Annotated in this window: 11 protein-coding genes; all 11 read left to right on the top strand. The window is 54.2% G+C overall.

Annotated elements, in window-relative coordinates:
• Positions 1-549: 549 nt before the first annotated feature.
• The 11 genes from leuO to mraY all read left to right on the top strand — a co-directional run bounded on the left by leuO (position 550) and on the right by mraY (position 13,349).
• A complete protein-coding gene (leuO, locus tag AB8846_RS11240; RefSeq protein ID WP_321220992.1) occupies positions 550-1,512 on the top strand; it encodes a transcriptional regulator LeuO in 963 nt (320 codons plus the stop codon).
• A gap of 380 nt (positions 1,513-1,892) precedes the next feature.
• The gene (ilvI, locus tag AB8846_RS11245) at positions 1,893-3,617 is read left to right on the top strand and encodes an acetolactate synthase 3 large subunit (protein WP_370732723.1); all 1,725 of its coding nucleotides are present in this window, start codon (positions 1,893-1,895) and stop codon (positions 3,615-3,617) included.
• Between the two features lies 1 nt (position 3,618).
• Positions 3,619-4,110 carry an acetolactate synthase small subunit gene (gene ilvN / locus AB8846_RS11250; RefSeq protein ID WP_008501994.1) on the top strand — a complete coding sequence of 164 codons (492 nt, stop codon included), beginning with the start codon at positions 3,619-3,621 and terminating at the stop codon, positions 4,108-4,110.
• Between the two features lie 179 nt (positions 4,111-4,289).
• A complete protein-coding gene (gene cra / locus AB8846_RS11255; protein WP_008501993.1) occupies positions 4,290-5,297 on the top strand; it encodes a catabolite repressor/activator in 1,008 nt (335 codons plus the stop codon).
• Between the two features lie 600 nt (positions 5,298-5,897).
• Entirely contained in the window at positions 5,898-6,356 is a 459-nt protein-coding gene (gene mraZ, locus AB8846_RS11260) for a division/cell wall cluster transcriptional repressor MraZ (protein WP_021240528.1), read from the top strand.
• 2 nt (positions 6,357-6,358) lie between these two features.
• Positions 6,359-7,300, top strand: coding sequence for a 16S rRNA (cytosine(1402)-N(4))-methyltransferase RsmH (rsmH, locus tag AB8846_RS11265; protein WP_023310390.1), 942 nt, complete (start codon positions 6,359-6,361; stop codon positions 7,298-7,300).
• The gene (gene ftsL / locus AB8846_RS11270; RefSeq protein WP_008501989.1) at positions 7,297-7,662 is read left to right on the top strand and encodes a cell division protein FtsL; all 366 of its coding nucleotides are present in this window, start codon (positions 7,297-7,299) and stop codon (positions 7,660-7,662) included. The genes rsmH and ftsL overlap by 4 nt, the downstream gene beginning before the upstream one ends.
• A 15-nt stretch (positions 7,663-7,677) precedes the next feature.
• On the top strand, positions 7,678-9,444 hold the full coding sequence (locus AB8846_RS11275; protein WP_063143344.1) for a peptidoglycan glycosyltransferase FtsI: 1,767 nt from the start codon (positions 7,678-7,680) through the stop codon (positions 9,442-9,444).
• Positions 9,431-10,918 (top strand): UDP-N-acetylmuramoyl-L-alanyl-D-glutamate--2,6-diaminopimelate ligase, encoded by a 1,488-nt coding sequence (gene murE / locus AB8846_RS11280; RefSeq protein WP_370732724.1) that lies wholly within the window; start codon positions 9,431-9,433, stop codon positions 10,916-10,918. The genes AB8846_RS11275 and murE overlap by 14 nt, the downstream gene beginning before the upstream one ends.
• On the top strand, positions 10,915-12,273 hold the full coding sequence (murF, locus tag AB8846_RS11285; RefSeq protein ID WP_370732725.1) for a UDP-N-acetylmuramoyl-tripeptide--D-alanyl-D-alanine ligase: 1,359 nt from the start codon (positions 10,915-10,917) through the stop codon (positions 12,271-12,273). Before murE ends, murF begins: the two co-directional genes overlap by 4 nt.
• Entirely contained in the window at positions 12,267-13,349 is a 1,083-nt protein-coding gene (gene mraY / locus AB8846_RS11290) for a phospho-N-acetylmuramoyl-pentapeptide-transferase (RefSeq protein ID WP_008501985.1), read from the top strand. Before murF ends, mraY begins: the two co-directional genes overlap by 7 nt.

The following is a 13,349-nucleotide window of genomic DNA, read 5'->3' on the forward strand; positions in this document are numbered from 1 at the left end:
TGGATACGGCCGTTCATGTCAACCCCTGACGATGAAAACGGGCCCGACAGACGGAATCAACAGGATATTCACTTTAGCTAATTGTGCTGGTTTTAGCTTCCTCGACCCGACTAATTGTCTAATTTTGGACTTAAGAAAAGAGTTGCAGAAACAAATAAATATAATTGTTTAAAAATGAGTGAAATGTCCTGGGGAGGATGTTTTGTGCTTAAAGGGTTTAGATATCATTAAGTTATAAATTCAGTGAATCTATTCCAGAACGTTGAAAAGCGAGCGCAGATAACAGGTTGTTAACTAACTGTAGGCCGAAAGCAATAACAGTTTAATAATACTTAAGTCATCATTAACCTGATGGCAATTGTGTATTTGTTTGGTTTATGGTTTCATTCAAACCCTAAAGTCAAACATATCATTTGCGCTCATTAATTTTCGTTAATATTGAGTCTTTATATATTCCGAATTTTAAATAATTCTCTTTCGCTGATCGTATTTGCATGATAAATCATATTTCTCAAGATTATTACCCTACGATGGCAAAGGGAGTGTAGCGTGACAGTGGAGTCAGAAGTGCCAGAAAATAATATTAAACAACCTCAAGCTACTGATGGGATTAAACCGCAGTTACGCACGGTGGATCTTAATCTTCTGACGGTGTTTGATGCTGTCATGCAGGAACAGAATATCACCCGCGCGGCCCACACGTTGGGGATGTCACAACCTGCCGTGAGTAATGCCGTCGCCAGACTTAAAATCATGTTTAACGACGAGTTATTTGTTCGCTACGGGAGAGGGATCCAGCCGACGGCGCGCGCATTTCAGCTGTTTGGCTCCATCCGCCAGGCGTTGCAGCTGGTACAAAACGAGCTGCCCGGCTCGGGCTTTGAACCCTTAAGCAGCGAGCGTGTATTCCATCTTTGCGTCTGTAGCCCTTTAGATAATTATTTAACGTCGATTATTTATAATAAAGTTGAAGAGATCGCACCCAATATCAATCTGGTTTTTAAATCATCTCTGAATCAAAACACGGAACATCAGTTACGCTATCAGGAGATCGAATTCGTTCTGGGATATGAAGAGTTCCGTCGTCCAGAATTTTCCTGCGTGCCGCTGTTTAAAGATGAAATGGTTCTGGTCGCCAGTAAAAAACATCCGCGCCTGAATTCTCCGCTGCGAGAAAGCGATGTTTATAACGAGCAGCACGCCGTTGTGGCACTCGACAGATATGCGTCCTTTAGCCTGCCGTGGTATGACACTGCGGATAAACAGGCGAGCGTGGCTTATCAGGGCATGGCCATGGTTAGCGTATTAAATGTGGTCTCCCAGACGCAACTGGTGGCGATTGCGCCGCGCTGGCTGGCAGAAGAGTTTTCTGACCCTTTAAATCTGCAAATTTTGCCTCTGCCGCTCAAGCTAAATAGCCGTACCTGTTATCTTTCCTGGCATGAAGCTGCGGGTCGGGATAAAGGACATCAGTGGATGGAAGAGTTGCTGGTTGGCATCTGTCGCCGGTAAACGCCTCAGGGTAAATCGCATTGGTTTATGTGATTTATCCTGAATTCTTTTAGATAATTGCTATTTTGTTCTGTGGCGCTTTTTTTCGGGCTACTCTCCAGCACGCAAAAATAGATGATTTCCTGCATTGTCGCGCTTTTCAGCGATGATTTATCACCCCATCCTCTATTCCCAGAGGAATTAACCATATCTTCTGTTAACGGCTGCTTTTTCTGCTTTACGCGCCGTTTATCTCCCCGGGTTTGCTAATTGCCTGCCTCATAACGAGCGGTTAAGGTAAAGAACACTCTGCAATATATAAGATTGGTTTATCCCAATCGTAAGACGGTGCGGAAATGAATTCGGCAGTCCGTCTATAACAAAATGCCTGGAGGCAAAGCATGGAGATGTTGTCTGGCGCGGAAATGGTCGTTCGGTCGCTGATCGATCAGGGCGTAAAGCAAGTGTTCGGCTACCCTGGCGGCGCGGTCCTCGATATTTATGATGCGCTGCATACGGTAGGGGGCATTGACCATGTCCTGGTACGTCACGAGCAGGCGGCAGTGCACATGGCTGACGGCCTGGCGCGTGCGACGGGTGAAGTGGGCGTGGTGTTAGTCACGTCCGGCCCCGGCGCGACAAACGCCATTACCGGCATTGCGACGGCCTATATGGACTCTATCCCGCTGGTGATCCTCTCCGGGCAGGTGGCAACCTCACTGATTGGCTACGATGCGTTTCAGGAGTGCGACATGGTCGGGATTTCGCGTCCCGTTGTGAAGCACAGCTTCCTGGTCAAGCAAACAGAAGACATTCCCGGCGTACTGAAAAAAGCCTTCTGGCTGGCGGCGAGCGGACGTCCCGGACCGGTGGTGGTCGATCTGCCTAAAGATATCCTGAACCCGGCAAACAAGCTGCCCTATGTCTGGCCCGAATCAGTCAGCATGCGCTCTTATAACCCAACAACGCAGGGGCATAAAGGCCAGATCAAGCGAGCGTTGCAAACGCTGCTGGCAGCCAAAAAACCGGTGGTCTATGTCGGTGGCGGGGCGATCAACTCTGCCTGCGAAGTTCAGCTTCGTGAATTGATTGAAAAGCTTAACCTGCCTGTTGCATCGTCACTGATGGGGCTGGGGGCGTTTCCTGCCACCCATCGTCAGGCGCTGGGGATGCTGGGTATGCACGGTACCTATGAAGCCAACATGACGATGCATCATTCCGATGTCATCTTTGCTGTCGGCGTGCGCTTTGACGATCGCACCACCAACAACCTGGCGAAGTATTGCCCGAACGCCACCGTGCTGCACATTGATATCGATCCGACGTCAATTTCAAAAACGGTGTCGGCTGATGTGCCGATCGTCGGCGATGCCCGTCAGGTTCTGGAGCAAATGCTGGACCTGCTGGCCCAGGAGAGTGCAACCCAACCGCTGGATGAGATCCGCGACTGGTGGCAGCAGATTGAACAGTGGCGCGCGCGCCAGTGCCTGAAATATGACACGCAAAGTGAAAGCATTAAGCCGCAGGCGGTCATTGAAGCGGTGTGGCGACTGACGAAAGGTGAGGCATACGTGACCTCAGACGTGGGGCAGCACCAGATGTTCGCCGCCCTGTATTACCCGTTTGATAAACCGCGACGCTGGATCAATTCCGGTGGTTTAGGAACCATGGGCTTTGGTTTGCCTGCCGCGCTGGGCGTGAAGCTGGCGCTGCCGAATGAAACCGTCGTCTGCGTGACCGGAGATGGCAGTATTCAGATGAACATTCAGGAGCTGTCTACCGCGCTGCAGTATGAACTGCCGGTACTGGTGCTGAACCTGAATAACGGGTATCTCGGTATGGTGAAGCAGTGGCAGGATATGATCTACTCTGGCCGTCATTCTCAGTCCTACATGAAATCGCTGCCGGACTTTGTTCGTCTTGCTGAAGCTTACGGCCATGTAGGCATGCGGGTGACCGATCCGGCCGAGCTGGAAACGAAGCTCGCACAAGCGCTTGAGCACGTTAAAAACAACCGCCTCGTCTTTATGGACGTGATTGTTGATGGAACCGAGCACGTTTATCCGATGCATATTCGTGGTGGTGGTATGGATGAAATGTGGTTAAGCAAAACGGAGAGAACCTGATATGCGCCGGATATTATCTGTTTTACTGGAAAACGAGTCTGGCGCACTGTCGCGCGTCATTGGCCTTTTTGCGCAGCGCGGCTATAACATTGAAAGCCTGACCGTTGCCCCGACGGAAGACCCCACGCTGTCGCGCATGACGATCCAAACCGTCGGCGATGCCAAAGTGCTTGAGCAGATTGAGAAACAGCTGCATAAGCTGGTCGACGTACTGCGCGTGAGCGAGCTGGGGCAGGGGGCCTACGTTGAGCGTGAGGTCATGCTGGTGAAAATCCAGGCCAGTGGATACGGGCGTGAGGAAGTCAAACGCAATGCGGATATTTTCCGCGGACAAATTATCGACGTCACGCCTTCTCTTTATACGGTTCAGCTGGTCGGAACAAGCGACAAGCTGGATGCTTTCCTGGCGTCCGTGCGGGACGTCGCAAAAATTGTCGAGGTGGCGAGATCGGGTGTAGTGGGTCTGTCACGCGGCGAGAAAATCATGCGTTAGTTGTCAAAAAGGTTCGCCTCTTTCTGCCCGGTCACCAAAGCCGGGCTTTTTTTTGCGTAATCAGCCGACAACGCAGATAAAAGCGGTTGCCGCGAAGGCTTTTCTGCGTTTAGATGTTAAAAGATTTAACCATAACCTTGACAGGGCCATGGACTCTTTACTTTTTTTAAGGGGCAATTGTGAAACTGGATGAAATCGCCCGGCTAGCCGGCGTGTCACGAACAACGGCCAGCTATGTGATTAACGGTAAAGCAAAGCAGTACCGTGTCAGCGATAAGACCGTTGAAAAAGTTATGGCGGTGGTTCGTGAGCATAACTACCATCCGAATGCTGTCGCAGCCGGTCTGCGTGCCGGGCGAACCCGCTCTATTGGTCTGGTGATCCCTGACCTGGAAAACACCAGCTATACCCGTATCGCCAACTATCTTGAACGTCAGGCGCGCCAGCGCGGCTATCAACTGCTGATTGCCTGCTCGGAAGACCAGCCCGACAACGAGATGCGCTGCATTGAGCATCTTCTCCAGCGCCAGGTGGATGCCATCATCGTGTCGACCTCCTTGCCGCCAGAGCATCCGTTCTACCAGCGCTGGGCGAACGACCCGTTCCCAATCGTTGCGCTGGATCGCGCGCTCGATCGCGAGCATTTCACCAGCGTCGTGGGTGCGGATCAGGATGATGCAGAAATGCTGGCCGCAGAGCTGAGAACATTCCCCGCAGAAACGGTGCTATATCTTGGCGCGCTGCCCGAGCTTTCCGTGAGCTTCCTGCGTGAGCAGGGGTTCAGAACCGCCTGGAAAGACGATCCGCGCGAGGTTCACTACCTCTATGCCAATAGCTACGAGCGTGAAGCCGCGGCGCAGCTGTTCGAGAAATGGCTAGAAACGCATCCGATGCCTCAGGCGCTGTTCACCACCTCGTTTGCGCTCTTGCAGGGCGTTATGGATGTGACCTTACGCCGTGAAGGTAAACTGCCCTCCGACCTGGCGATTGCCACGTTCGGGGATAACGAGCTGCTCGACTTCCTCCAGTGCCCGGTGCTGGCGGTAGCACAGCGTCACCGCGATGTCGCTGAACGCGTGCTTGAGATTGTGCTGGCAAGCCTGGACGAGCCGCGCAAACCGAAGCCGGGCCTGACGCGTATCAAACGTAATCTCTACCATCGCGGAATTTTAAGCCGCCAAAAATGAAATGACCGGGGCGGCGAAATCTGCCCCATTTTGTTGCGATAATTCGTGCAGATAATTCCCGGAGAGAAATTAGGATAATTCTTGGGGGATCATAATCACCTATTTTTCTTAATTCATTCTGGCTTTTAAATTGTCCTTTTAAAGAACGTCAGGGTGATTTTAAACAGTACTCTTTGTATTATTTTGTTACAAACCCTCTTCGGTCGATGAATATTCAGACGTTTTTCCTCCTCCACTGCCAGCTTACGTGGCAACCGCCGCGCTTACCGTGTGCCTGGGTGAATCTGGCGCTGTTATCCCCTGAGAATCTGTCATAAAATGCTGCCCGCGTCGCAAACTGACACTTTATATTTATCTGCGATGATATTGAGTGAGCTTTAACGCTAGTGTGCATATTCGGTTTTTTTCTTACAAATATTCATAACGTTAATTTTGCCTCGCCAGTTGTGCAGTTATTAACCAGGACTGTTTATCTCTGTAAATAGAGGGCTTTCGAGTCCTTATAGGGAGAGTCCTGGCTTGACAAGCTTTTCCCTCGCTCCGTAAACTCCTTTAGGTGGGAATTTGTGGGTTAAAGTGGTGAGGAGGGGTGAGACTGGCATGTTCCGTGGAGCTACGTTAGTCAATCTCGACAGCAAAGGGCGTTTATCGGTACCAACCCGATACCGCGACCAGCTGATTGAGAACGCTGCGGGTCAAATGGTTTGCACCATTGACATTAACTCCCCCTGCCTGCTGCTTTACCCCTTGCCTGAATGGGAAATTATTGAGCAAAAGCTGTCGCGACTGTCGAGCATGAACCCGCAGGAACGCCGCGTGCAGCGGCTGTTATTGGGACATGCCAGTGAATGTCAGATGGATAACGCAGGGCGATTACTGATTGCCCCTGTGTTGCGGCAACATGCCGGTCTGACCAAAGAAGTGATGCTGGTCGGGCAGTTCAACAAGTTTGAACTGTGGGATGAAACGACCTGGTATCAACAGGTCAAGGAAGATATCGACGCTGAGCAGTCTGATTCCGCGACATTATCGGAACGGCTGCAGGACTTGTCTCTATAAATATGATGGAAAATTATAAACACAAAACGGTGTTACTGGACGAGGCCGTTAACGGCCTGAATATTCGTCCGGATGGCATCTACATTGATGGCACGTTTGGTCGCGGTGGTCACTCGCGTTTGATTCTCTCCCAGCTTGGAGAGGAGGGACGTCTGCTGGCAATCGATCGCGATCCGCAGGCTATTGCCGTTGCACAGACCATCAATGACCCACGCTTTTCCATCGTGCATGGACCTTTCTCTGCGCTCGCGGAATATGTCGCTGAGCGCGGCCTGACGGGCAAGATCGACGGGATTCTTCTCGATCTTGGCGTCTCTTCACCTCAACTTGATGATGCTGAACGTGGTTTCTCCTTTATGCGAGATGGTCCGCTGGACATGCGGATGGACCCGACGCGCGGTCAGTCTGCCGCTGAGTGGTTACAGACCGCTGACGAAGCCGATATTGCATGGGTCATCAAAACGTTCGGCGAAGAGCGCTTTGGCAAACGTATTGCGCGCGCCATCGTTGAGCGCAATCGCATTGAGCCAATGACCCGCACCAAAGAGTTGGCCGAAGTGATCGCGGCGGCGACGCCGGTGAAGGATAAGCACAAACATCCCGCGACCCGTACCTTCCAGGCGGTTCGCATCTGGGTAAACAGTGAACTGGAGGAAATAGAGCTGGCGCTAAAAAGCTCGCTCGACGTGCTGGCCCCGGGTGGGCGGTTATCCATCATCAGCTTCCATTCGCTGGAAGACCGTATTGTGAAACGCTTTATGCGTGAACAAAGCCGCGGTCCACAGGTACCAGCGGGGCTGCCGATGACGGAAGAACAACTCAGGAAGCTGGGTGGCCGTCAGTTGCGAGCATTAGGCAAGTTGATGCCGGGCGAAGAAGAAGTGGCAGAGAATCCACGCGCCCGTAGTTCAGTGCTGCGTGTTGCAGAGAGGACGAACGCATGATCGGCAGAGTGACAGAGACCCTAAGCAAAGTTAAGGATTCGTTAGGAAGCAACGAGCGCCATGCCTTGCCTGGCGTGATCGGCGACGATCTTTTGCGGTTTGGGAAACTGCCACTCTGTCTGTTCATTTGCATCATTGTCACGGCAGTTACGGTGGTGACCACCGCCCACCATACACGTTTATTGACTGCGCAACGCGAGCAGATGGTACTGGAACGCGATGCGCTGGATATTGAATGGCGAAATTTGATCCTTGAAGAAAACGCGCTCGGCGATCACAGCCGGGTTGAACGGATCGCAACGGAAAAGCTGCAGCTGCAGCATGTTGATCCTTCGCAGGAAAATATCGTAGTACAAAAATAAGGGAAAACGCGACGCATGAAAGCAGCGGCAAAAACGCTAAAACCAAAACGTCAGGAAGAACAGGCCAACTTTATCAGTTGGCGTTTTGCGTTGCTTTGCGGCTGCATTTTACTGGCGCTGGGTTTCCTGCTGGGACGCGTGGCCTGGCTACAAATCGTCGCTCCTGACATGCTGGTACGCCAGGGCGATATGCGCTCTCTGCGCGTCCAGGAAGTGTCGACATCCCGTGGGATGATCACCGACCGCTCGGGTCGTCCGCTGGCGGTGAGCGTGCCGGTGAAGGCAATCTGGGCCGATCCGAAAGAGCTGCATGATGCTGGCGGTATCACGCTTGATAACCGCTGGAAGGCCCTTGCGGACGCGCTGAAGATGCCGCTGGACCAGTTAGCTTCACGCGTGAATACGAACCCGAGAGGGCGTTTTATCTATCTGGCGCGTCAGGTGAACCCTGACATGGCGGACTACATCAAGAAGTTGAAGCTGCCGGGGATCCACCTGCGTGAAGAATCCCGTCGTTATTATCCTTCCGGCGAAGTGACCGCTCACCTCATTGGCTTTACAAACGTCGATAGCCAGGGGATTGAGGGCGTCGAAAAAAGCTTTGATAAATGGCTGACCGGCCAGCCCGGCGAGCGCATTGTGCGTAAAGACCGCTACGGTCGCGTGATCGAGGATATTTCCTCAACGGACAGCCAGGCCGCACACAACCTTGCGCTGAGTATCGATGAGCGCTTACAGGCGCTGGTTTACCGCGAGCTGAACAACGCCGTGGCCTTTAACAAAGCGGAATCGGGCAGTGCCGTGCTAGTTGATGTCAGCACGGGTGAAGTGCTGGCGATGGCCAACAGCCCGTCCTACAACCCTAACAATCTCACCGGTACGCAGAAGGATGTTATGCGTAACCGTACCATCACCGACGTGTTCGAACCGGGTTCGACCGTTAAGCCGATGGTGGTCATGACTGCACTTCAGCGCGGTATCGTCAATGAAAACACCGTACTGAATACCATTCCTTACCGAATTAACGGTCACGAAATCAAAGACGTGGCGCGCTACAGCGAATTGACCCTGACCGGGGTGTTACAGAAGTCGAGTAACGTCGGTGTTTCAAAGCTGGCGTTAGCGATGCCGTCCTCAGCGTTAGTAGAGACTTACTCACGTTTTGGGCTTGGAAAGGCGACCAATTTGGGGTTGGTCGGAGAACGCAGTGGCTTATATCCTCAAAAACAACGGTGGTCTGACATAGAGAGGGCCACCTTCTCTTTCGGCTACGGGCTAATGGTGACACCGTTACAGTTAGCGCGAGTCTACGCAACGATCGGCAGCTATGGCGTTTATCGTCCGCTGTCGATTACCAAAGTTGATCCACCGGTTCCCGGTGAGCGTATCTTCCCGGAATCGACCGTCCGTACTGTTGTTCATATGATGGAAAGCGTGGCGCTGCCCGGCGGCGGCGGCGTGAAGGCGGCAATCAAAGGTTATCGCATCGCCATCAAGACCGGTACGGCGAAAAAAGTAGGGCCGGACGGCCGCTATATCAACAAATACATTGCCTATACCGCAGGCGTTGCGCCTGCAAGCAATCCGCGTTTTGCGCTGGTGGTCGTCATAAACGATCCACAGGCGGGTAAATACTACGGCGGCGCCGTCTCCGCGCCTGTGTTCGGGGCTATCATGGGCGGCGTGTTACGCACCATGAACATTGAACCGGATGCGCTGGCGACGGGCGAAAAAAGTGAATTTGTAATTAATCAAGGCGAGGGTACAGGTGGCAGATCGTAATTTGCGCGACCTTCTCGCTCCGTGGGTGCCAAATGCACCGGAGCGAGCACTGCGAGAGATGGTACTGGACAGCCGCGTGGCTGCTTCTGGCGATCTTTTTGTGGCGGTGGTTGGTCATCAGGCGGACGGGCGTCGTTATATCCCGCAGGCGATTGCGCAAGGTGTGGCTGCCATTATTGCTGAGGCCAAAGATGAGGCAACCGACGGTGAGATCCGTGAAATGCACGGGGTGCCGGTTATCTATCTCAGCCAGTTAAACGAGCGTCTTTCCGCGCTGGCGGGGCGTTTTTATCACGAACCTTCCGACCAGCTGCGCCTGGTTGGCGTGACGGGTACCAACGGTAAAACCACCACCACGCAGCTGATGGCGCAGTGGGCCCAGCTGCTGGGTGAAACCGGTGCGGTGATGGGGACCGTGGGTAACGGCCTGCTCGGCAAAGTGAGCCCGACGGAAAACACCACCGGCTCGGCGGTAGACGTACAGCATGTGCTTGCCGGTCTGGCAGGGCAAGGGGCAACCTTTGCTGCAATGGAAGTCTCTTCCCACGGTCTGGTACAGCACCGCGTCGCGGCGCTGAAATTTGCCGCTTCAGTATTTACCAATCTGAGCCGCGATCATCTTGATTATCATGGTGATATGGAGCATTACGAAGCCGCGAAATGGCTGCTGTTCTCTACTCACCATTCCGGACAAGCGATCATCAACGCCGACGACGAAGTGGGCCGCCGCTGGCTGGCGAAGCTGCCGGATGCGGTTGCGGTGTCGATGGAAGACCATATTAATCCGAACTGCCACGGCCGCTGGCTGAAGGCGGTTGCGGTGAATTATCACGACAGCGGGGCAACAATCCGCTTTGCCTCTTCCTGGGGTGAAGGCGAAATCGAAAGCCGCCTGATGGGCGCGTTTAACGTCAGCAACCTGCTGCTGGCGCTGGCGACGCTGCTGGCGCTGGGTTATCCGATGGCTGACCTGCTGAAAACCTCAGCGCGTCTGCAGCCGGTTTGCGGCCGCATGGAAGTGTTCAGCGCGCCGGGCAAGCCGACCGTTGTGGTTGATTATGCCCACACGCCGGATGCGCTGGAAAAAGCGCTGGAAGCGGCACGCCTGCACTGCACAGGGAAGCTCTGGTGCGTGTTTGGCTGCGGTGGCGATCGCGATAAAGGCAAACGCCCGCTGATGGGGGCTATTGCCGAGCAGTTCGCAGATTTTCCGGTAGTCACCGATGACAACCCGCGTACGGAAGAGCCGCGCGCCATCATCAATGACATTCTGGCGGGCATGCTGGACGCGGGCCGCGCTCGCGTGGTGGAAGGCCGTGCGGAAGCCGTGACGAACACCATCATGCAGGCGCGCGAGAATGATGTTGTCCTGCTGGCGGGTAAAGGCCATGAAGATTATCAGATCGTTGGCAACCGCCGTCTGGACTACTCGGACCGCGTAACGGCAGCTCGTCTGCTGGGAGTCGTGGCATGATTAGCATCACCTTAAGCCAGGCCGCTGCCATCCTGCAGGGCGACCTGCACGGGCAAGACCTGACGATTGATGCCGTAACGACGGACACCCGCAAAATCACCGCAGGCTGTCTGTTTGTGGCGCTGAAAGGCGAGCGTTTTGACGCGCATGATTTTGCTGAACAGGCCAAAGAGAACGGCGCCGGTGCGCTGCTGGTCAGCCGCAAGCTTGAAATCGATCTGCCGCAAATTGTGGTGAAAGATACGCGTCTCGCGTTCGGTGAGCTGGCCGCCTGGGTTCGCCAGCAGGTCCCTACGCGCGTTGTCGCCTTGACAGGATCATCAGGAAAGACGTCGGTGAAAGAGATGACGGCGGCGATCCTTAGCCAGTGCGGCAATACGCTTTATACCGCGGGCAACCTCAATAATGACATCGGCGTGCCGATGACATTACTCCGCCTGACCAAAGAACATGAATTTGCGGTGATCGAGTTAGGGGCAAACCACCAGGGCGAAATCGCCTGGACCGTGAGCCTGACCCGCCCGGAAGCCGCGCTGGTGAATAACCTCGCAGCTGCGCATCTGGAAGGCTTTGGCTCGCTGGAAGGCGTAGCGAAAGCCAAAGGTGAGATTTACACCGGTCTGCCGGATGACGGTATCGCCATCCTGAACGCCGACAACAACGACTGGCTGAACTGGCAGAGCATCATTGGTTCGCGTAAAACCTGGCGCTTCTCGCCGAATGCGGCCAACAGTGATTTTACCGCGACCAATATCCATGTGACGTCGCACGGCACGGAGTTCACCCTCACCACCCCAACAGGTGGCGTCGATGTGCTGCTGCCACTGCCGGGTCGCCATAACATCGCCAATGCGCTTGCGGCGGCGGCGCTGTCGACGGCGGTGGGCGCGTCGCATGAAGCGATTAAAACCGGGCTGGCGAACCTGAAAGCCGTACCGGGACGCCTGTTCCCGATTCAACTTTCGGAAAACAAGCTGCTGCTGGATGACTCCTACAACGCGAACGTTGGCTCGATGACGGCGGCGGTGCAGGTGTTATCTGAAATGCCGGGCTACCGCATCATGGTGGTTGGCGATATGGCAGAGCTGGGCGACGAAAGTGAAGCCTGCCATACCCAGGTCGGTGAAGCGGCGAAAGCGGCGGGGCTGGACTGCGTGCTGAGCGCAGGAAAACTGAGCCAGGCGATTAGCCATGCCAGCGGCGTTGGCGAGCATTTTGCTGACAAAACCGCGTTGATAGCGCGCCTTAAGGCGTTAATTACAGAAAAACAAATTGTGACTGTGTTAGTGAAAGGTTCACGTAGTGCCGCCATGGAAGAGGTTGTGCACGCATTACAGGAGAACGGGACATGTTAGTTTGGCTGGCCGAACATTTGGTCAAATATTATTCAGGCTTTAACGTCTTTTCCTATCTGACGTTTCGCGCCATCGTCAGCCTGCTGACTGCGCTGTTCATCTCGTTGTGGATGGGCCCGCGCATGATTGCCCGTCTGCAAAAACTCTCTTTCGGCCAGGTTGTACGTAACGACGGTCCGGAATCGCACTTCAGCAAACGCGGCACGCCGACCATGGGCGGGATCATGATCCTGACCGCCATCGTCGTTTCCGTGCTGCTGTGGGCGTATCCCTCCAACCCGTACGTCTGGTGCGTTCTGACGGTACTGGTGGGTTACGGGATCATCGGTTTTGTTGATGATTACCGCAAAGTCGTTCGTAAAGATACTAAGGGCCTGATCGCACGCTGGAAATATTTCTGGATGTCGGTCATCGCGCTGGGCGTGGCCTTCGCGCTGTATCTGGCCGGGAAAGATACGCCAGCCACCGAGCTGGTCGTGCCGTTCTTTAAGGACGTGATGCCACAGCTGGGGCTGTTCTACATCCTGCTGGCCTACTTTGTGATTGTCGGTACCGGCAACGCCGTTAACCTGACCGACGGTCTGGATGGCCTGGCCATTATGCCAACCGTCTTTGTGGCCGCCGGTTTTGCGCTGGTGGCGTGGGCGACCGGTAACATGAACTTTGCGAACTATCTGCACATCCCTTATCTGCGTCACGCGGGTGAGCTGGTGATCGTCTGTACGGCGATAGTCGGCGCGGGGCTGGGCTTCCTGTGGTTCAACACCTATCCGGCGCAGGTCTTTATGGGTGACGTCGGCTCTCTGGCTTTGGGCGGTGCGCTCGGCATTATCGCTGTACTGCTGCGTCAGGAGTTCCTGCTAGTGATCATGGGCGGCGTGTTTGTGGTTGAAACCCTGTCGGTGATTTTGCAGGTCGGTTCCTTCAAGCTGCGCGGTCAGCGCATCTTCCGTATGGCGCCGATCCACCACCACTATGAACTGAAAGGCTGGCCGGAGCCGCGCGTGATTGTGCGCTTCTGGATTATTTCGCTGATGCTGGTGCTGATTGGCCTGGCAACGCTGAAGGTACGTTAA

The sequence above is a fragment of the Enterobacter sp. KB-221C9 genome (assembly GCF_041320715.1).
GTDB classification, from domain to species: Bacteria; Pseudomonadota; Gammaproteobacteria; order Enterobacterales; family Enterobacteriaceae; genus Enterobacter; species Enterobacter asburiae_D.

What these genes read in the sequence shown, in the direction of transcription:
- ilvI (WP_370732723.1), top strand. Translation starts at nt 1,893, where the DNA reads ATGGAGATGTTGTCTGGCGCGGAAATGGTCGTTCGGTCGCTGATCGAT.
- ilvN (WP_008501994.1), top strand. Translation starts at nt 3,619, where the DNA reads ATGCGCCGGATATTATCTGTTTTACTGGAAAACGAGTCTGGCGCACTG.
- mraZ (WP_021240528.1), top strand. Translation starts at nt 5,898, where the DNA reads ATGTTCCGTGGAGCTACGTTAGTCAATCTCGACAGCAAAGGGCGTTTA.
- rsmH (WP_023310390.1), top strand. Translation starts at nt 6,359, where the DNA reads ATGATGGAAAATTATAAACACAAAACGGTGTTACTGGACGAGGCCGTT.
- ftsL (WP_008501989.1), top strand. Translation starts at nt 7,297, where the DNA reads ATGATCGGCAGAGTGACAGAGACCCTAAGCAAAGTTAAGGATTCGTTA.
- AB8846_RS11275 (WP_063143344.1), top strand. Translation starts at nt 7,678, where the DNA reads ATGAAAGCAGCGGCAAAAACGCTAAAACCAAAACGTCAGGAAGAACAG.
- murF (WP_370732725.1), top strand. Translation starts at nt 10,915, where the DNA reads ATGATTAGCATCACCTTAAGCCAGGCCGCTGCCATCCTGCAGGGCGAC.
- mraY (WP_008501985.1), top strand. Translation starts at nt 12,267, where the DNA reads ATGTTAGTTTGGCTGGCCGAACATTTGGTCAAATATTATTCAGGCTTT.